Source organism: Paenibacillus pabuli NBRC 13638 (assembly GCF_001514495.1).
Lineage (GTDB): Bacteria > Bacillota > Bacilli > Paenibacillales > Paenibacillaceae > Paenibacillus > Paenibacillus pabuli.
Window position 1 is genome coordinate 1 of record NZ_BCNM01000038.1, and the last position, 20,341, is coordinate 20,341.

14 protein-coding genes and 1 pseudogene are annotated in these 20,341 nt (G+C 44.0%); 10 read left to right on the plus strand and 5 right to left on the minus strand.

What is annotated here, in order from left to right; all coding sequences use genetic code 11:
* The first annotated feature begins 203 nt into the window (after positions 1-203).
* Entirely contained in the window at positions 204-629 is a 426-nt protein-coding gene (locus PPA03S_RS30975) for a hypothetical protein (RefSeq protein ID WP_062329837.1), read from the plus strand.
* A gap of 77 nt (positions 630-706) precedes the next feature.
* Here PPA03S_RS30975 and PPA03S_RS30980 read toward each other — a convergent pair whose 3' ends face one another.
* Together PPA03S_RS30980 and PPA03S_RS30985 are read right to left on the minus strand one after the other, a co-directional pair.
* The gene (locus PPA03S_RS30980; RefSeq protein ID WP_062329839.1) at positions 707-1,939 is read right to left on the minus strand and encodes a beta propeller repeat protein; all 1,233 of its coding nucleotides are present in this window, start codon (positions 1,937-1,939) and stop codon (positions 707-709) included.
* Positions 1,940-1,957: 18 nt separating this feature from the next.
* Positions 1,958-2,326: a hypothetical protein gene (locus tag PPA03S_RS30985; RefSeq protein WP_062329841.1), complete on the minus strand. Its 369-nt coding sequence runs from the start codon at positions 2,324-2,326 to the stop codon at positions 1,958-1,960.
* A 337-nt stretch (positions 2,327-2,663) separates the two neighbouring features.
* Here PPA03S_RS30985 and PPA03S_RS32665 point away from each other — a divergent pair.
* The 3 genes and pseudogenes from PPA03S_RS32665 to PPA03S_RS30995 form a co-directional block, all read left to right on the plus strand.
* Positions 2,664-2,875 (plus strand): annotated as a pseudogene (locus PPA03S_RS32665) (toxin C-terminal domain-containing protein); the annotation flags it as partial.
* Positions 2,876-2,880: 5 nt separating this feature from the next.
* Positions 2,881-3,393 carry a hypothetical protein gene (locus tag PPA03S_RS30990; protein WP_062329843.1) on the plus strand — a complete coding sequence of 171 codons (513 nt, stop codon included), beginning with the start codon at positions 2,881-2,883 and terminating at the stop codon, positions 3,391-3,393.
* A gap of 299 nt (positions 3,394-3,692) precedes the next feature.
* A complete protein-coding gene (locus PPA03S_RS30995; protein WP_062329845.1) occupies positions 3,693-4,169 on the plus strand; it encodes a hypothetical protein in 477 nt (158 codons plus the stop codon).
* A gap of 316 nt (positions 4,170-4,485) precedes the next feature.
* Here the strand turns inward: PPA03S_RS30995 and PPA03S_RS31000 are convergent, their stop codons facing one another.
* Both PPA03S_RS31000 and PPA03S_RS31005 read right to left on the minus strand, forming a co-directional pair.
* Entirely contained in the window at positions 4,486-4,821 is a 336-nt protein-coding gene (locus tag PPA03S_RS31000) for a MerR family transcriptional regulator (RefSeq protein WP_062329847.1), read from the minus strand.
* Positions 4,822-4,983: 162 nt separating this feature from the next.
* On the minus strand, positions 4,984-5,778 hold the full coding sequence (locus PPA03S_RS31005) for a helix-turn-helix transcriptional regulator (protein WP_062329849.1): 795 nt from the start codon (positions 5,776-5,778) through the stop codon (positions 4,984-4,986).
* A 214-nt stretch (positions 5,779-5,992) separates the two neighbouring features.
* On the opposite strand from PPA03S_RS31005, the gene PPA03S_RS31010 reads away from it, so the two are divergent.
* The gene (locus PPA03S_RS31010; protein WP_062329877.1) at positions 5,993-8,233 is read left to right on the plus strand and encodes a helix-turn-helix domain-containing protein; all 2,241 of its coding nucleotides are present in this window, start codon (positions 5,993-5,995) and stop codon (positions 8,231-8,233) included.
* A 129-nt stretch (positions 8,234-8,362) separates the two neighbouring features.
* Here the strand turns inward: PPA03S_RS31010 and PPA03S_RS31015 are convergent, their stop codons facing one another.
* Entirely contained in the window at positions 8,363-9,247 is an 885-nt protein-coding gene (locus PPA03S_RS31015) for a carbohydrate ABC transporter permease (RefSeq protein WP_062329851.1), read from the minus strand.
* Between the two features lie 420 nt (positions 9,248-9,667).
* On the opposite strand from PPA03S_RS31015, the gene PPA03S_RS31020 reads away from it, so the two are divergent.
* The 5 genes from PPA03S_RS31020 (at position 9,668) to PPA03S_RS31040 (ending at position 20,230) form a co-directional block, all read left to right on the plus strand.
* Positions 9,668-10,525, plus strand: coding sequence for an ABC transporter permease (locus PPA03S_RS31020; RefSeq protein WP_082704376.1), 858 nt, complete (start codon positions 9,668-9,670; stop codon positions 10,523-10,525).
* 67 nt (positions 10,526-10,592) lie between these two features.
* Complete coding sequence (locus PPA03S_RS31025; protein WP_062329853.1) at positions 10,593-12,098, plus strand: extracellular solute-binding protein; 1,506 nt, start codon at positions 10,593-10,595, stop codon at positions 12,096-12,098.
* A 33-nt stretch (positions 12,099-12,131) separates the two neighbouring features.
* Complete coding sequence (locus PPA03S_RS31030; RefSeq protein WP_217998981.1) at positions 12,132-13,274, plus strand: glycoside hydrolase family 88/105 protein; 1,143 nt, start codon at positions 12,132-12,134, stop codon at positions 13,272-13,274.
* Positions 13,275-13,533: 259 nt separating this feature from the next.
* The gene (locus PPA03S_RS32100; RefSeq protein ID WP_439955836.1) at positions 13,534-18,591 is read left to right on the plus strand and encodes a pectinesterase family protein; all 5,058 of its coding nucleotides are present in this window, start codon (positions 13,534-13,536) and stop codon (positions 18,589-18,591) included.
* A 34-nt stretch (positions 18,592-18,625) separates the two neighbouring features.
* A complete protein-coding gene (locus PPA03S_RS31040) occupies positions 18,626-20,230 on the plus strand; it encodes a glycoside hydrolase family 43 protein (protein WP_062329854.1) in 1,605 nt (534 codons plus the stop codon).
* Positions 20,231-20,341: the final 111 nt, after the last annotated feature.

Sequence of the window (20,341 nt, forward strand, 5' to 3'; positions counted from 1 at the left end):
CAGGGAAGTATGGCGGAGCGGGGCTTGGCCTGTCCGTCTGTAAACAATTCGCTGAATTAATGGGGGCATTTTATGGCTTAAAGAGTTCAGTCCCATGGGCAGACGGTTTGTCTTTAATATTTCCAGCGTTGCACCCTCCGTCCATGCGAAAATTTGAATGATGAATATATTATTCTATCTGAAAAAGATAGGAGGTATATACGTTGACACAATTTCTGGATGCAAGATCATCGCAAAATGCTGCGTTGTTTAATTCTATTTCCATACCGATTCCAGTGATTAACACGCCTCAATTATTCGGCCAGATTGGTCTGCAAACGGCTGGAGCCGGAACCAATCTGAGGGTCTCCCTAAAAGGAACCATAACAGTACAATTACCTCTTGCTCTATTTCAAGTGAGAATTATTATTGTAAGAGGCACCGTTGCTACTGATCCGATCGTTTACTCTGCTAACTTCACGTATGGTTTAAGTGGTCTCCTTAACCCCGAAGTTATCATGTTCTCTGCCAACGACTATAATCCACCGATCTCTGCTCAAATAACGTACACTGCATTTATCAGTAGCAACCTGCTCGGAACGGTTCGGGTCGGCCCTGAGAGTTTCGACGGATTTATCGTTTCGAATTAGAATGAATACGTCCACCCCCGTATTTTATCCTGTTTTTACATAGGATTAAGGTAAGGGGGTGTTTCATTTAATTTAAATTAGTTTCCAAAATAAACATCCAGCTTACCCGTGGGTGGCGTTGTCGCCATCCAGACAGCTGCCAGATTATCTGGACTAACTGTAGCCGCAGTAATATAGTCTCCAATGAGTACTGTGGGCATCGGAGAGTTGCCATTCGGATTAAAAGATGTAGTTGTGATGCGACGATTAGTGAAGCTCGCACCTCCATTAAACGATTCTGCAACAAAAACGTCCAGCAGGAACCCGTTAATTTGATTGCTGTAATATATGACGCGGATCGTCCCGGCAAACGGCGATACGCTTATCGACGGGAAAAAATTCTGTGTACCCGTTGGCGCGCCTGTGATACTGATGGGGTCTGACCATAAAAGGCCATCCGGAGATTCGCAGAGTAAAACATCGGTATATCCGGCACGTGCATCATTCCAGACGGCATATAACGTACCACTGTTGGTTCCATTTGATATATCCGCCCCCATGCTTAAGTTAGTCTGTACTCGAAAGGCATAGTTTGGTACAGGTAAAGGCGAAGGTGCCGGTACAACGGATGAAATAAACGTTGCTTGTCTCTCCAGAGGAGGTTGATAGGTAATGCCCCCATCGTACGAAATACGCAATAACGCAGATGGACTGGCAGGGCCCGTAATGATATAACCCGCATAGACTTGACCTGAGAATCCAACAGCCAGCGCAGCCCGATCGTGTATTCCTCGGGGATTGGACTGCCGATCAGGAGGCTCCCAGGAGATCCCTTGGGTGAGCGACCTTTGCGTAAATATAGCGGAAGAAGCAGTAGCAAGCGGAGTATATCCTACATATGCATTGCCTCGATAAGGGCTACCTGGAGAACGATCAACAGCTATGTAAGGCTCATCATTATGAACAATAGTACCGAACCCCGCTTGGACGATAACCGGTGGCTGCCACGTGAGTCCATCATCAAAAGAAGTATAACTCGCAATCGTCCCATCATTGATCCCGTTAAACAAATGTACGGTAACGATAAAGGTATTCGGAAACGTATAGTCTATCGTAGGCGCCTCTGCTCCTGCATACCCTGCCGGTTGAGGAAGCACAGTGGTGGTCCAGGTACTGCCTCCATTAATGGAACGATAGAAACCAGTCAATGTTGGCCCGGTACTGGTATCCACAGCTACCACGCACATAATATTCGGGTTCAGCGTATTAACTGCAATTGAAGGTTCAAATTGACTGCCTGCCAAAGCCCCGGTAATATTCACAACTACCATCTGCTCACCTCGATTCCTTTAAGGGATATTTGTGAATCGGTCAATTAATGTCATCTCCGATTGAAGCACACGCTGGATGATCTGACCTGTAGAATTAACACCGTATACATGGATGACCGTACTTGTAGCACTAAAATAATCGCTCTGCACCTCGTAAAAAGCAGCATTGATCAATGGATAGATTAAGCTTCTGGTCGCTTGAGGTAGTAATTCAAATAGATCATGAGCAATGGGTATACGTGCAGCCTGGGTAGTGTCCCATCTGAATACCTCAAGCTCAACATTGACAGGCACATTAAGGGAATCATTAATGCAAGTCACGATAAGCTGAGTGGATTGGGTCTCACCCGAAGTTGGATTGTAAATAAAGCCTGTAGAGTTTGGCAAAAAGGACACTCCTTCCGCAATATATAGTAAAGTATATTACGATTCCTGCTGCCAGTATGACTAAACTTCGACTCTTATATTGGTACTATATTAAATTTTTTTGTGATACATATGCTAGATTACTAGATATAGTTATAAAACATGATTCTATTATTATTTTTAAGCGTAACATACGCCTCTGCTAGCCGACTTGGCCTAAAAGATTATTGGATGTATGATAGTCATCCGATAGTTAACGGAACAAGCTACACCAATTTGGGTACGGGGAACAACTTCTAGCAAGAATAAGTTGAAGTTGAATTTGCAGCAGTTTGCCCGAAGTATGAATACTAAAGAAGCTACAGCTGCGGCAAAAGAACTTGGATACACTAAGACAAAATTTACATCTCATGAACACCTGTCTTTAAAAAGGGGAATAAATACATTACCCCTGATGTTGATGGTCATAACGGGGGGATTTGGAAAATGGCTAGTTCAGTGAAGAATCTAGGCAGTAAGGGTACCAGAACGGGTACTTATGATAAAAATTTAAAAAGGATTGGAGATTAAAAAGAATGCATTGTTGGAGAGTTACAAAGTATAACCCCGTTTATCGCGATAATGAAGGAAACTTTAAAAAAGAAGATTGGACATCATATTATGATATCGGGAAAGTTTATGAAGGAAAAGAATTCACACTGTCAGACTATCTATCTTTTGAGAGTAGATATATTGATGCAATAGTAACTCTAATGCAATGTATGAACGTTTCTTCGTTTAAAATTACAAACGTAGAAAAATACGATGATAATGTTACTCAGAATCTTTCTATCTCGAGTAAAATGGCTGATTTGTTTGCAACCGTAAAAGATGGTGATACCATTGATAATTCAAATTTATCCGATATATGTAAACTAATTCTCCGAGAACATTTATGGGGGAAACTGTCCGTGTCATCCATGTTTGTTCATTTCGGTAATGACTACTATATGTACATTGGACTACAAGAAGAATGTGTGGGAAATCTAAATGAAATCAGGAATTCAGGGTTGTTTGTTGAAACATATACTTCTCCGTATCAAAGCTAGATTGATAATGTCTAAGTCGATATGACGCGGGACAAGAACATTGTTCCATTCAAAGTCGCAATTTTAGAGGTTTTTCGAATTATCAGGTCAGCCATTAAATACTGGTTGGCCTTTTTTTATATTCGTTTAACGGTTGGGTTAGCAGAAAGATCGTAGCGGTTTAATGGGTCAGTGCCTCGAAACAAAACAGTTCTCTCACGACCTCCAAAAGACTACGTTTAGGCTATAGAATTTAATGTATACGTTTTTGTATTAAAGCTTATGCTAAGAATGGGAAACTCAAGCACAGGAGGGTACACATGAAAAAGAAAATGCTTCTAGTTCTAAGTATTATATGGTTATTGGCCACTATGTCTCCAGTAAGTGCAGGGCCATTAAATGTGGAAGAAATAAATCCCAAGATTAAATCAAAGGAAATTAGCCCACTGTATGCCACTATTCCTGGAAACTTTGAAGTTGTTACTAAAAAGATTAATGGTTCATTTGTAATTTTCTACTTGTCAGAGAATGACTCCGTACTGAGTATTTCTGAGAGCTATTATCAGGGACAAGAAATCAATCAATCGGATAAAACCGAGATCATAATTAAAGGGGATGTTAAGTACTTTTATAGCCCATTCATTAACAGATCTGGAGGAAGCATAGCTTGGATTAAAGACGATATCCTGTTTGAAATGAATAGTGTGTACTTTGATAAAAACACAATGTTAAATTATGCAACCACACTTAAGTTGTCGAGGGACAAGAACATGGTCCCATTGAAGTCGCTATTTTAGCGGCTTTTTTATTTTATCGGTACAAGTTCTTGTCCCGAGCCAAGGACAAGAACTTGTACCGATTGCCGGAATGGACAAGAACATAGTCCGATTACCGATTATATGTATATCTAAACATTGATAACATGCACTTAGAGCTTTATTAAGTACCATAACACATGAAAATGTTCACAATGTTGTGTGACAACTGACAAGATGGGAGGTTAAACACGTTTGCTAGGTATTAAAAAAGCGAAATATCAGACTGAAACTGGCAGTTGAGGACAAGAACTTGTACCGATTGCCGAGAGGGACAAGAACATGTTCCTATTTCCGATTAGGCGTTTTTGCATATAATTTTCTCCAGACGGAATTGTGTCTGTGCCACTGCACGTTCCACCTTAGCTTTGTGCATGAGCAAAAATTGTTTTCTGGCATCGAGAGGAGGATATCCTTGTCGAATCAGTTCTGTGTAAGCCTTAATATCCTCAATAGACATGCCCGTATCTTTCAAAGCGATAACCAACTCCAGCCACTCTAGGACTTCGTTCGAATATTCTCTTCTACCTGAAGCATTACGTTCCACATGAGGTAAGCTGTCTTCTTGCTCATAATAGCGCAGGGTGGAGGGACGTAAACCTGTAATTTTCTCAATTTCACTAATACTGTACATGCCAAACGATCCTTTCATAGTTAAAGTTAACTCGAAGTGAATTGCACACTAGTAACGTGTTATATGCCGAATCAAAGACTGGTCACAGTCAGCAGTAAAATATAAACGACAACGAAATGACTTATGCATGCTGATGTTATGAAGTTTTAAAGCATAGAATCCTCATTTTAGATAGTTACTTACATTGTTCTTAAAATCTCGTGGTGTCATGCCGTAAATAGCCTGGAACACCCGATTGAACGTACGCTGGCTATCGAATCCTGCATTCATCCACACCGTTGTTAGAGACGCATCTGTGGTACGAATTAACATGGAAGCATACTCAACCCGAAGCATCGATAGATAGTTTCGCAGGTTCATTTTGAATCGCTTGGAGAAGATGCGAGAAATATAATATTTACTTACGTTAAACTCGGAGGCAAGAGTGTCTAAGGTGATGGGCTCGGTGAAATGTGTTGCTAAGTATTCCATCAGCTTCTTGGATAAATCCTGTACTGGAAGTTGCTGTACTTGTTCAAATTCAATTTCGCGCAATAGATGCGCGATGATGATGTGAATCCAACCAAGCTTAATGGCATAATCATCATCCCGTTTCACTTTCTCAAATGCAACTGCAACGTCTTCATGAACATATGGTTTAGTAATAGTTGGATTCTTAAGATGGAAGCGAGTCAGATCAGGAAACAGACCGCCTAAGAGCTTGGGATGGATAATAATTAACACCTCCCTCGTATAGGAATCCCCAGTTGTTTCGTAACGGTGAACCATATCAGGGAATATCATTGCTGCGTCACCTTCGTGCAAATCATACGTTTGATCATTCACTTCAATCCGTTGAGACCCTGAAATGACATATAGAATTTCAAGATATCCATGCATATGTGGAGGGAAAGAAATCTCCTTCAAATTCCGGATAACCGATAATTCATCCTTACGAATCTCATAAAAAGGTAACATCCGTCTTAACCTCCAGTGCAATTTTTGGCTAGTTTTATATTCTTTATGTCTATATTCTTGTTCATTGCCATGATAAACTCTAGTGTGACGAGATCTACAACGGCTCAACATTTTTATAGTACGGCAAAATGCAAGCGATTACATGACTGCCGTGAAGGGTTTCATGACAAATGGACTCAAGATGTACCAATTCAAACAGATGGAGGAGCAGGACATGCGAAAGAGTAAAACGTTTACGAATATCTTTGTCTCGATCCTACTCCTTAGCATTGGACTCGTTGTAGGTTTTGGGAGTTATATCTATGTTTCAACTACAAAATCGGTAATAGAGCGTGTAAGCGAGGGGCACCAAAGCTTAATTCTGCAGGTGAGAAATACACTGGAACAAAAAATTCAAACCATTGAATATGCTTTTGCCACGTACAGTACGACGCCATCGTTTCGTAAGGTCATTAACAGTCCATTAAGCGGGCAAGATTATGAAGCATATCGCGAACTGAATTCCCAGCTAGGTTATATTGCAACGATGGGGCTTGATGGCGTGCAGTATTCGCTTGTGAGTCTGAAGCAGAATTGGAGCCTGTCTAACGGATCGTTATCACGAATTACAGATGAAGAGAAGCAACAGATGCAAGCCTTATTCGCTGATCCGGAAGGCAATAACCTCTATTGGACCAAAACAAAGGAAGGTCTTCGATTACTGCATGCGTTACCGATGTATTCGAAGGACAAAGAAGCCATTGCGATGTCGGACATTTCTTTGCGAACACTGAATCAATCCCTACAGACGCAATCCGATGCTCCTATCTACATTTTGAACAAACAGGGTGAATTGCTTTATGCAGCTCTAACCGAACAAAGCCCTATATCTGCTGAGCAAATGAACTTAATCAGCAAACAAATAGTTAATGAGCCTCCTTCAGGACAGATTACAATTCCTGCTGCATCGGGTGATTCAATTATGTGCTTGTACGCCCGTTCTACTTATAATGGATGGACTTATATCACACTTCCGAATCAAAAAGAAGTCAGCCAAGCCCTATCATCGACCCGTTTGGGTTTAATTGTAATGGGTGCCGTCATTATGGCTCTGATGATCATTCTTGCATACATTATAGCTTTACGGCTTGCTAGGCCTGTTCTTCAAATTCAGCATAGTCTTGGCGGACGTGCTGAGAGAACGGTCAGGGACGAGGTCGGTTGGATCATTCAGTCGATCCATTCTATTGTTTCAGAAAAACAACATCTCGAACAGCTTATCCATCTTGAAAAGCCCAAACTTGAAACACAATTTGTTCTAAATGTACTACAGAATAGGTTAACCAGGGAAGAGATCCATAGCTATCTTGAACGATTCGCATATACGAAGATGCACAACGAGATGTATGCAACGATGTTGATTCAGATTGACCGTCCCGGGAAAGGCTCGCTGGCTGATAAAGATACACTGCTGTTGGCCGTTAATCAGTTAGTGCAAGAGATCATTCCTCCGTCCCAACGGATGTTACCCGTCGTTTTAAATGAACGGACACAAGCAACGATATTATCCTTTGCTGGCAGTTCTTCAAACAATCGAGAAGTGATGTTGCAATATGCCAAAAGGGTTATTCAATTGTCTCGCGAATATTGGTCCGCTTCAGTCAGTGTGGGCTTCAGTGGTCAATATGAAGACCTGACGAATACCCGGGAAGCCTGTGATATGAGTCTTGAAGCATTGTACCAGCGTCTTAAGCTAGGCAAAGAGTCCGTTATTTTCTATGAGGATATCATACGCGGTAGCAGCGGACCTACCTTACTTCACTACCCTACAGAATTGGAGAGTCGGCTGTTCGATGCCATACGTCTTGGTGACAAAGAAGAGGTGACACGTACGTTATACCCGCTGTTAGCAGATATGATGAAGCACAACCTTAATCCAATGAATCTGGAGATCACATTGATTCGATTCGTGAACAATTTGATTCAGTTGGAGCAGCTCATTGGTACGGACGTGTTGCTTACACAGAGTAACGGCACATTGTATCATCGACTGCTGCATACGCTGAATCCGGAAGAAGTTGAACACATTCTTGTTCACGAAGTCATCTATCCTATGGTAGATAGTATGCAGGAGAGAGCGAGCCAACAGTTTCGCACACTTGCAGATCGTATGGCCTCTATTGTACGCACAGAATACGATCAGGACTTGTCACTGGAATCCATAAGTGAACGATTGCATTATACGCCGAACTATCTAAGTAGCATTTTCCGTAAAGAGTACAATATGACCTTTAGCGAGTACTTAATGAATATCAGACTAGATGTAGCAAGGAAATGGTTGGTGGACACGAACATGCCCATTAAAGATATAGCCGAACGGCTGGGATACCAGAATTCCCAGAACTTTATACGTACTTTTCGAAAAAAAGAGAACCTCACCCCTGGTGCATATCGAAGGTTGCGAATGGATAGCTGAGCATCCCAGTATATGTTAGCAGTATCCGATAATCCGTAAGCACCTTCGAAATTCAACTCCACTCCATGTAAGCGTAAATCCCCTCAGGTTGATCCCGAGGGGATTGTTATTTTCCATATGTGCCTCATCTCAACCTTTCACTGAACCAAGTAAAGCGCCTTTGGTAAAGTGCTTCTGCACGAAAGGATACGCGAGCAGCATCGGTACAGTAGCCACAACGATGACACTCATCTTAATGGTCTGTGATGGAGGGACAATGTCTACAACCGAGCTGTTGCCATCCATGCCACTGGAGACAATGACAATCTGGCGGAGCAATACTTGTAGTGGCCACATCGTGGACTCGTTGAGATATAGGATCGCATTCATATACGTGTTCCAATAGGATACGCCATAGAACAGGGATAAGGTAGCAATGGAAGGAAGAGCCAGTGGGATCATAATTTGTAGCAGAATCCGAAAGTCGTTGGCACCATCAATTTTGGCAGATTCCTCTAGACTATCCGGTAGCGCCTGGAAGAAATTGCGCATGATGATCAGATTGAATGCATTGATCGCAGTAGGGATAATCATGGACCAGTACGAGTCGATTAATCCAACCGCTTTCACAACTAGGAAGGTAGGAATCATACCCCCGCTGAACAACATCGAGAAGACGACCAAGAAATTGATAAAGTTCCGTCCTAAGAGATATCTTCTGGATAACCCGTAAGCCATAAGTGCCGTCAGCGTCATACTGACAATGGTTCCTGCCAGCGTGATGAAGATGGATACGCCGAGTCCTTTGAAGATGGTAGGTGTAGAGAAGATGTAACGATAGGCATCAAGCGAGAAGGATGTCGGAAACAGAATAAACTTCTTCTGTACAATCTCCTGCGTGGAAGCGAAGGAACTGGCAACGACGTTTACGAAGGGTAATAGGCAGGCCAGGGAGAAAAGAAGCAAGAACGTATAATTTATTACATTGAATATGACGCCACCAAGTTGTTCCTTTTTAACATTGTGTTTGGACATCTGATATGTTCCTCCTTGTTAAGTAGTGATTCTCCCTTACCATAACAAGCGAAGAATATTACGTACATAATCCTGACCTACTGACTTAAAATGGAACGTTAAAGTGATGCAAAAGCATTGAAATACCATGATAATCCATAGTACCAATAATAATCATGATCTACGATCTACATCTGTTCATCTGGCCTTAAGCCGCGCTGGACGTGGAATCCTTCAACTACAATAGCTAATGATTATGTACGGAATCGCTTACATCTCATATGCTTAGGAAGCATTCAACTACACCATCCCAAACAAGGAGGTCAGCAAGCAGTGAGAGAATCTGAGCCATCAGTCGTTTCGTTGCAACACAAAGCATATCGGAATACAGGATTAGGTCACTTTTTGAGAAACGCTGCATCCAACAAGCTTCTTTATTTAATGATTCTTCCCGGTTTTATCTACTTTGTGATCTTCAAGTATTTTCCGATGGGCGGACTTATTATTTCATTTCAGGATTATCAGCCGTATCTAGGAATTAAAGATAGTCCATGGGTGGGCTTCAAACATTTTGTCCGTCTGTTCACGGAACCAACCTTCGCCATGCTACTTAGTAATACATTGATCTTGTTCGCGCTTGAATTAGTGATTTTCTTCCCGATTCCGATCATCCTTGCACTCATGATGAATGAAGTACGACACAGATTATTCCGAAACTCCATTCAAACGATCGTATATATCCCACATTTCATGTCATGGGTGATTATCGTCTCCATTACGTACGTGTTTCTTAGTGTGGATGGGGGCGTCGTCAATGAAATTATAGCTGCATTGGGTGGTAGCAAGATCAGCTTCTTAACCTCACCTGAATGGCTTCGTCCGATGTATATTTTGCAGATTATATGGAAGGAAGCCGGTTGGTCAACGATCATCTACCTCGCAGCAATTACCGTTGTAGATACCCAGCTGTATGAAGCTGCCGAGATGGACGGTGCGTCTAGATTGCGCAAAATGTGGCACGTAACTTTACCCGCAATTCGCCCGGTCATTATTACATTGTTGATTCTCAAAATCGGAAACACGCTGGAACTAGGCTTTGAACATATGTACTTGTTACTGAATTCGCTTAACCGGGAGGTCGGTGAGATATTTGATACGTATATCTTCACGGCAGGTTTGAAGAATGGACAATTGAGCTTTAGTACAACGGTTGGGTTGTTCAAAGGTCTGGTAGGTTTGGTGCTGGTTATGTTCGCTAATCGTCTCGCCAAAAAATTAGGAGAAGACGGCGTATACTAGTAGCAATCCCGAATGACAACAAGGATGTACTGGTAGAATCTAATATTGCTGAAAAGGGGATTGAACGATGAGATATAGAACTGCCAAATTGTTAGCGCTTACGTTAAGTGGAGCCTTAATGTTATCTGCCTGTGCGGGAGGAAGTGGGGATTCAGGAACCAATGCTGATGGCAAAACAACGATTAGTTGGTTGAATATTATGCATACCGCTTCACCACCTACGGATACCGTACTTAATAAAATCGAAGAGATTACGGATGTGGATATACAGTTTTCCTGGATTCCGGATGCTTCTAAAGAAGAACGGCTTAATACTTCACTTGCTTCCGGTTCTCTCGCTGACATCGTATCCTTGACGATTCTGGAGAATTCTTCGGTTCGCAATGCGCTCAAAGCAGGCGTCTTCTGGGAGGTTGGTCCGTATCTTGATGAATTCCCGAACCTGAAAGGCATATCTCAGGATATGCGTAATTCCGCATCCATTGAGGGGAAGTTGTACGGTATACCCATGCAAAAACAGGTTGCACGTAACGGTGTCATTCTTCGCAAAGACTGGCTCGATCATGTTGGATTACCTGTACCCAAAACAACTGCCGAATTAATGGAAGTTGCCAAAGCCTTCACGGAACAAGACCCTGATGGCAATGGAACTAACGATACGACAGGATTCATTGATCGAAGCGACTTGGTATTTGGTGCGTTTAAGACCCTGGGATCATACTTTGGTACACCCAGTGGTTGGGCGATTAGTGAGGATGGCAAAGTGACACCTGAGTTTGAGTCCGAAGGTTACATTCAGGCGATGGATTATATGAAAGAGCTGTACACCAATGGATACATTAATCAGGATTTTGCAGTAACAGCCAAGAAGGATCAGCAGGAAGGCTTCGCACAGGGCAAGGCAGGGATCTATGTGGGTGCTCTATTTGATAGTAAGGGGCTGTTCAATCTTGCCCAAGGTGTTCAAGATGATATGGAGCTTGTCATGGTCAATGACATTACATCCACAGGCAATGAAAGTGATCGAGCGATCTGGTCCACATCCAATGGCGTAGGTGGGTTGCTTGCTTTTCCTAAATCGGAGGTTAAGGACGAAGCTGAATTGAAACGTAATCTGAAGTTTATGGATGATCTAATGAGTGAAGAGGTATTTACCTTGATGACATATGGAATCAAAGATGTGCACTATAGCCTCGACGAGAACAATGGTGCCACCATAATTAATACCAAGTTATGGGAGCAAGAGGTACAGCCATTTTCATCTTCCCGCCCTAACGAGAACGGATATGCCATTGTGGATGCTGACCCACTCCGTATTGAATCCACACGGTTAATTGAGGAAAACACAACCTTTGCCGTGCTGAACCCAGTGTATTCACTGGAATCACCAACGTTCTCAGAACAAGGCTCTGAGTTGCAGAAGATCATCACGGATGCAACATACAAGTATATGCTGGGCAAGATGGATCGTGTCGGCTTCCAGAATGCTATTGATACTTGGAGAAAATCAGGTGGAGACAAAATCATTACCGAATATGAGGCAGCGCACCAAGCCGTATTAAACAATAAATAAATAGCAAATATGTACCGAGGAGGAACTCTACAGATGCTTGAAACAAAATCTGCTATGGATCTATGGGCAGCCAAAACAGCCGCATCCATCATGGAGCGAACCCCTGAGTTGTATGAAGAGAACGGGCATCACGGCAAGTGGTCTTATGATTATGGCGTAGTGCTAAAAGGGTTTGAACGATTATGGCAAGCGACAGGTGATGAGCAATATGCACAATATATCCAGCATAATATGGATTATTTTATTCAAGGTGATGGATCGATTCGGGGATACCGGATGGAAGAACATAATATTGATCATTTGAATAACGGCAAGTTGATGTTCGGCCTGTATGACAGGACAGGGCAAATAAAATATAAGCTTGCGGCTGGATTGCTACGTGAACAACTTGTTACTCACCCACGCACATCAGAGGGAGCTTTCTGGCACAAGCAAGTATATCCTTATCAGATCTGGTTGGACGGTCTCTATATGGGCGCGCCGTTCTATCTGGAATACTTGCTTCGTTGGGAGCCAGAAGAGGGCTTGTTGAACGATGTGACTAAGCAATTTATATTGTGTGCCCAACATACCCGAGACGATGCTACAGGACTGCTCTATCACGCTTGGGATGAACAACGCGTTCAGCCTTGGAGCCATTCAGTAACAGGACAATCACCAAACTTCTGGGGCAGATCTATCGGCTGGTTTGTTATGGCTTTAGTGGATGTTCTGGAGTTATTACCAAGCCATCATCCCGATTATAGCAAGTTGGTTGATATTTTCACAGATACGATGACTGCGCTGCGCACCTATCAGGATACAGCTAGCGGGGTATGGTATCAAGTGGTGAATGAGGGAGATCGCAAAGGAAATTATCTGGAAGCTTCAGCATCCAGCATGATTGTCTATGCCATGGCCAAAGGGATTCGGCTAGGATGGTTACCGCGGGAATGGGAACTGATATTGAACCATGCTTATGCAGGATTAATCTCTGAATTCGTAATGGAGACCAATCAGGGTTGGGTGAATCTCTACAAAAACTGCCAGGTTGCAGGGCTCGGTGGAGATGCAAGGCGTGACGGAAGTTACGCGTATTATATAAGTGAACCGATTATAACGAATGATCAAAAAGGAATGGGAGCTTTCTTGCTCGCATGTACCGAATACGAGTACTTGCTACATGCCAAAGTTTAACGATCTATGACGAGACCCGTTGGATAGGAAACCTAGAACGTGATCGCAGAAGTGTACGGATAGGTTTCAGATTACAACGGGTTTTCGTATCCTTTTACTGATAACGCTTACATTATGTTGAGGAGGTGATGCCAGATTAGAGAAAGGTTTATCGCATGAGCATCTGGCTCTCAGTGAGGTAACATTCTGTACAATTACATGTAAACCGGAGGAGGAAGATTCGTTGAAAAGAATGGTATCATTCGTATTGGTCGTTGCGATGTTATTCAGTTTGCTACCAGGTATGGTTGCTGCAGAAGATGAAGCTACTCCATTATTGCCCGCATTTCCCGGTGCTGAAGGCGGCGGTAAGTACGTGACAGGTGGTAGGGGAGGGTCAGTGTATGAAGTGACCACCCTCGCCGATTCCGGCCCTGGATCACTTCGAGATGCTGTTAGTCAGAGTGATACCACCGTAGTATTCAGAGTGGGAGGAACGATTCATCTAGAATCCCCTCTGGCGATTACCGGTTCTAATATCACGATTGCTGGACAGACAGCTCCAGGAGAAGGAATCACTGTATCCGATTATTGGACCACATTCCAAGCGGACAACATTATCGTCAGGCATATGCGCTTCCGGCTTGGGGATAAGCACCCTAGTGAGGATGACGTATTTGGTGGACGATACCACAAAAACATTATGATCGACCACTCGTCGTTTACCTGGTCAGTTGACGAAGTACTGAGTATGTACGCCAACGAGAATACAACTGTGCAGTGGTCTGTTATCGCTGAGAGCATGCTGATGACTACGCATCAGAAGGGGCGGCATGGATATGCAGGTATCTGGGGAGGGAACAACACCTCCTTCCATCACAACATCATTGCTCATAACGTGAGCCGTAACCCGAGATTTGCAGGGGCTCCTGGTTTTAATACCGAGTCTTACAACAATATTGTCTACAATTGGGGGTTCTTCTCTGCTTATGGCGGTGAGGAGGGCAACTATAACCTCATGAATAACTACTATAAATACGGACCGAATACGTATCGAAATGCCCGGGATCAGATTTTCCTTGATGTTGCACCTGATACACGATTACATGTGAGTGGCAATGTCGTGGACAGTTATCCCGATGTCACAGCGGACAACTGGTTAGGTGTGGGAGAACTTGCGAATCCAGATTCCAAACTACTCGCTCCTGTGCAGATGGCTAATCCCACATCCATGGACGATGCAGAAACAGCCTATGAGCAAGTTCTTGCAAAAGCAGGTGCAAGTCTGCCTAGACGGGACGCCATCGATGCTCGAATTGTAAATGATGTGAGAAACCGCACCGGACAACATATTAATTCACAAAAGGAAGTTGGCGGTTACCTTGAGTTCGAGGAGACAGCTTCAGCTCTGGTTGACTCTGATCATGACGGTATGCCCGACGAATGGGAGATCAGTATGGGACTCGATCCGAATGATCCTGCTGACCGTAACGAGATACATGAATCAGGTTATACCTATCTGGAGACATACCTGAACGGCATTGCTGGCAACGGATCTATGAATCCTACGGTTACAATTCAATCACCTGCCAACCATACCGTTCAGACTGAAGGGTCTTCCGTTGAGATCACGGCTTCTGCGTCAGATATAGACGGCAGCATTGCCAAAGTGGAATTTTATCAAAATGATGTGAAACTGGGGGAAGATGATACAGCGCCTTACACGTTTACATGGGAAGATGTGCAGGATGGCACTCATTATCTCACCGTCCGAGCGATTGATGACTCAGGTACTTCAACGCAGTCCAACAATGTCACGGTACATGTTCACAAGCAGAACAGTATTGCCCCTTGGTCATCAACCGATATTGGAGAACCGGGCATTACGGGTCATACCCAATTGGGAGCTAGTGATACTGACGTTACGGTAAAATCAGCTGGAGATATCCATGGAGAGACGGATCATTTCCACTATGCTTACCAAATCTTAGAAGGAAATGGTGAGATTGTAGCTAGAGTTGATCAGGTGACAGCTACCGACGATGGAGCCGAAGCAGGTGTTATGATTCGTAAAAGTCTGGATGCGTCATCCCCGTTTATTGCGGCCATGGTCACTTATGTAAAGGGTGGACAACAAGCGGTTAGCCTTGTTCGTGATGGAGCGGGCACCGAAGTTGTGCATCAGGAAAAAGGCAGCATGGTCACACTCCCGTATTGGGTTAAGCTTGTACGACTTGGGGATCAAGTGACTTCACTTGTATCCAAAGACGGTAACGATTGGTTTGTTATCGATTCACAATCATTCCCAGCAGACGAAACGGTCTACATCGGATTGGCAGCCGATGCTTCCAAACCGGATGATGAAGTTGATAAGCTCAATGCATCTGTTTTCTCCAATGCATCCGTTCAGGAGTTGTCTGCTGATTTCCCGACAGCACCTACTGAACTTGAAGCTGAGCCGGACCTCAAGTCCATTCACTTACATTGGGATGAAGTGCAAAGCGCTGACTCTTATTCAATGTATAGAGCAGATATACCTGGTAGGCCATACACGTTGCAGCAAGAGGGGATTACGACCACGAGCTACACAGATCCCAATCTTACTGTAGGTAAAACCTATTATTACGCAGTGAAGGCTACGAATGATCATGGCACAAGCTTCTATTCCAATGAGGCTAGTGCTGCAGCGGAAGGAGAGCCCGAGACCATCTATTACGTGAATGATGACTTTGAGGATATCGAGATCAATACGACACCAGCAAGTTATACTGTACTACCTGATCCACAGACGAACGATCTTAAAGTTGTTGTTACCCAGATTCCCACAGGAACAACAGAAAACGCTTCTACTAAAGCGCTCATGCTATATGACAATGGGGCTGGGATCGCCCAATTCGTAAGATCATTTCCACCACAACAGGGAAGTTTTGTGTTTGAGGCTGATATCATGTCTCAAGGCTGGCCTGGCACATCAACCGTTCTGCAATTGCAAAATGGCACCGGCAGTCGTGCTGCACTCTCCATCGAGCTACGCAAACCTTCTGCTCCGGCAGCGGAGGATCAGTATACGCTAATATACAAAAAAGACGGCAAAGATCACAAATTAATGGATGCACCGGTCAATAATCAATGGTACAACTTCAAGATTGTTGGCAATGTAGCCTCGCAAAAAGCGGATATATACGTTGATGATGTGCGCGTCGCAGATGATATACCGTTCCAGGCCGATGTGACTGCCGATGGTGTTGCACGAATGTTTGCCAGAACACCAGGCACGGGTAAAGGCACGTTGTTCTATGACAATGTCAAACTTTATGTTGAACCGGTTAGTTCTCCTAAAGGGCTTCGTACCGAACCAGGCAATGGTATGGTGAGATTACATTGGGAGGAAGCGGACGGGGCTTCTACGTACAATGTAAAGCGTAGTATTCAGTCCGCGAACGACTATGAGTTGATTTCTTCTGAGTTAACTGAGACAACTTACATTGACGAAGAGGTCACCAATGCAACGACTTACACATATGTCGTCACGGCCGTTGGTCCATTGGGCGAGAGCGGCAATTCCAACACGTCTTCAGTGACACCCTCGGAGGATGCTGTACTACCAGAAATGCCTGAGAATCTGAAGGCTGTTGCGAGAAACGCACAAGCAGATTTAACGTGGGATGAAGTCGAAGCAACTAACTACTACACTGTAAAACGTAGTTTGCAGGCTGAAGGCCCGTATACAACTGTGGCGTCTCGTACGTCTGTTCCTACGTTTCGGGATGGGGGACTGGATAATGGAACGACCTACTATTACGTCGTATCTGCCACTGGTATTGGAGGAGAGGGAGGAGATTCTGCCCCTGTTGCTGTAACACCGACCATGGCTCTATCTACTCCCAAAGTTACAGTAGAGTCTCTTCCCGAATCCGTTTCTATTACGTGGGAAGCGATAGAAGGCGCTTCGACTTATGTGATCAAGCGTGCAATGTCCGTGACTGGAACTTATGATGTCATTGCTGATCAGGAATCAGGAACTTCCTATGTGGATACAGGACTCTTAAACGGTAAGCCCTATTATTACAAAGTGACCGCACTGGCTCAAGGTACACGAAGCCTTGACTCCGCAGCCGTTGGTACACGGCCAGCAGTGGATGATGGTAGACCTCAAGCTCCATCAGAGATTCGTGCTGAGCCAGGTGAAAGTACAATCACTCTTACTTGGCAAGAAGCCGAGGGGGCTGAGGAATATGCAGTGAAACGAGGTGAATCACCCGAAGGGCTATTCGTTACTGTAGCCTCCAATGTAAATGATACTTCGTTCTCTGATACACAGTTAATCAATGGCACAGCCTATTATTATGTCATTACGGCATTGAATGAAGTTGGCGAGAGTATGTCGTCCGCTCCAATATCTGAAATTCCTGCACCAATTCTAACCGTCTCATCTGATGGAAGTGCACAATATGAACAGGTTCAGGAAGCTATACATGCTGTTCCGGACAATAGCACGCTCCCTACCATCATACGAATTAAGGATGGAATTTACCGTGAGAAGCTGGACGTACCGTCCAGCAAAAAGCATCTGCGAATTATTGGAGAGAGCCGGGAGGGCACTGTGCTGATCTATGGTGATTCTGCCAGCACATTGGATTCATCCGGCAATGCACTCGGTACCTCAGGTAGCTATAGCTTCCGGGTGCAGACAAACGATTTTACGGCTGAGCATCTGACGATACAAAATGATGCGGGCGACAATGCAGGTCAAGCGGTTGCTCTGCTCGCTCGTGGTGATCGTCTGGTATTCCGTGACGTTAGCCTGAAGGGGTGGCAGGACACGCTTTATGTGAATGATGGAAGGCAATATTATGTGGACAGTTATATTGAAGGTGATGTCGACTTTATCTTTGGCAATGCAACGGCATTGTTTGAGAACAGCGTCATTCACAGTTTAAGCAATGGTTACGTTACTGCAGCATCCACCGCGGAGGAGAAGTCTGGTTATGTATTCCTGAATAGCCGCATTACTGGCGATTCTAGTCTTGCTGGAACTATACCTCTTGGCAGACCGTGGAGACCTTATGCCAATGTAGTCTATATCAACAGCTATATGGATAATCACATTAGTGCATCTGGATGGAATAACTGGAGTAACCCGGATAATGAACGTACAGCACGTTTTGCCGAATTTGCCAGTTACGGGCCTGGAGCGAATCCCAAAGCACGTTTTAACTGGACGACTCAGTTGACGACGGAAGAGGCAGAGAAATATTTGCCTGCCCAGCTCTTTGCCGGAGCGGATAATTGGAATCCGGCCGCAGAACTTTCACTCGTGCAAGAGAGCGCTGATTAATAATCCATAACATTTGAATGAAGGAGAACTTCACGTGAAAACATTTCGCAACCCCGTGTTGCCGGGATTCCATCCAGATCCGTCGGCCATTCGTGTAGGAGAAGACTATTATCTCGTTACGTCCAGTTTCGAATATTTTCCCGGCGTACCGTTATTCCACAGTAAAGATCTGGTTCATTGGCAGCAGCTAGGTCATGTTCTTGACCGTGCTTCACAGCTTAATTTGGATGGGATTATGCCTTCTCGGGGCATTTGGGCTCCAACAATTCGGTATCATAAGGGCACTTTCTATATGATTACTACATTCGTTGATAACGAAAAGAAGGAACATAACTTCTATGTAACCACTACTGATCCGTCAGGTGATTGGTCTGATCCGGTGTGGCTGGATGATGCGCCAGGTATTGATCCGTCCCTTTTCTTTGACGAAGACGGGCGAACCTATTACACCGGGAATCGAATCCCACCGGCAGGACAGGACTATCCCAAACATATGGATATCTGGCTCCAGGAAATTGATTTGAAACAGGGCAAGCTTGTTAATGAAAAATTGAGCATATGGCAGGGGGCGCTCAAAGTTGCCCATGCTCAGGAAGGACCTCACATCTATAGAAAAGATGACTGGTATTACCTGTTAATTGCAGAAGGAGGAACCGGCCATACACATGCGGTAACGATTGCACGAAGCCGCAACATCACAGGTCCCTTTGAAGGTCACCGTGCCAACCCAATTCTCACACATCGGCATCTCGGTAGAGATTATCCGATCGTGAATGTAGGCCATGCCGAATTAATTGAGACCCAGCAAGGAGACTGGTGGTTGTTTTGCCTTGCTTCCAGAACAGCTGGTGGATATTATCGGAACCTGGGTCGGGAAACATTCCTGACTCCTGTTCGATGGGAAGAGGAGTGGCCTGTTGTCAGTCCGGGTGTTGGCAGACTGGAACTGGAAACAATATCGCCTGACTTGCCTGAAATGAAGTGGCCAAGTACGCCTGTTAGAGAGGATTTCGACGAGGACCGTCTGTCTCCAGAGTGGAATTTCCTGCGAACTCCACGCGGCGAGTTTTGGAGCTTAACTCAGCGACCGGGACATTTGCGATTAAGATTGAAATGCGACCATCTGACGGATTCAGGAAACCCGGCATTTGTGGGACGCCGTCAACAACATTTGTGCTTTTACGCAGCAACACAAATGGAATTCAAACCGCAACATGAAGGAGAAGTAGCCGGTCTTACTCTTTTTCATAATGCGGATCATCATTTTCGATTAGAATTGACTTTAAAACAAGGAGAGCTTGTGATTCAACTTGTGGAGCGCGAAGATGGTGAGGAAAGGCTGCTCGGTTCAATACCTTGGAACACCAGTAGCATCCAGTTAAAAGTAGAGGCGCAACAACAGCAATACAGTTTTTATTATCGTTTAGCCGATATGCATGAATGGGAAGTATTAGTCGAATATGTGGATGGTCGGTTGCTCAGTACGGATCGTGCTGGTGGATTTACGGGAACATACATCGGCATGTATGCGTGCAGACAAACTACTATAAATTCAGTAAACAGCATTGATAAATTATACTATGATATCAAAAATTCTTCTTTTGTTGATTTTGATTGGTTTGATTACAAAGGAGATTGAGGTTTTAACTGAATGCTATTTTAAAAATAACAAAGTCCAGCAATGATTCTGCTGGACTTTAAGTTATATATAAATACTTTTCAACTACGTCAGATTGTTACACTGAATCAG

Coding starts and splice junctions, on each gene's coding strand:
- PPA03S_RS31020 (WP_082704376.1), top strand. CDS start 9,668: ATGATTCTTCCCGGTTTTATCTACTTTGTGATCTTCAAGTATTTTCCG.
- PPA03S_RS31030 (WP_217998981.1), top strand. CDS start 12,132: ATGCTTGAAACAAAATCTGCTATGGATCTATGGGCAGCCAAAACAGCC.
- PPA03S_RS31005 (WP_062329849.1), bottom strand. CDS start 5,778: ATGTTACCTTTTTATGAGATTCGTAAGGATGAATTATCGGTTATCCGG.
- PPA03S_RS31015 (WP_062329851.1), bottom strand. CDS start 9,247: ATGTCCAAACACAATGTTAAAAAGGAACAACTTGGTGGCGTCATATTC.
- PPA03S_RS31010 (WP_062329877.1), top strand. CDS start 5,993: ATGCGAAAGAGTAAAACGTTTACGAATATCTTTGTCTCGATCCTACTC.
- PPA03S_RS30990 (WP_062329843.1), top strand. CDS start 2,881: ATGCATTGTTGGAGAGTTACAAAGTATAACCCCGTTTATCGCGATAAT.
- PPA03S_RS30980 (WP_062329839.1), bottom strand. CDS start 1,939: ATGGTAGTTGTGAATATTACCGGGGCTTTGGCAGGCAGTCAATTTGAA.
- PPA03S_RS32100 (WP_439955836.1), top strand. CDS start 13,534: ATGTTATTCAGTTTGCTACCAGGTATGGTTGCTGCAGAAGATGAAGCT.
- PPA03S_RS30995 (WP_062329845.1), top strand. CDS start 3,693: ATGAAAAAGAAAATGCTTCTAGTTCTAAGTATTATATGGTTATTGGCC.
- PPA03S_RS31025 (WP_062329853.1), top strand. CDS start 10,593: ATGAGATATAGAACTGCCAAATTGTTAGCGCTTACGTTAAGTGGAGCC.
- PPA03S_RS31000 (WP_062329847.1), bottom strand. CDS start 4,821: ATGTACAGTATTAGTGAAATTGAGAAAATTACAGGTTTACGTCCCTCC.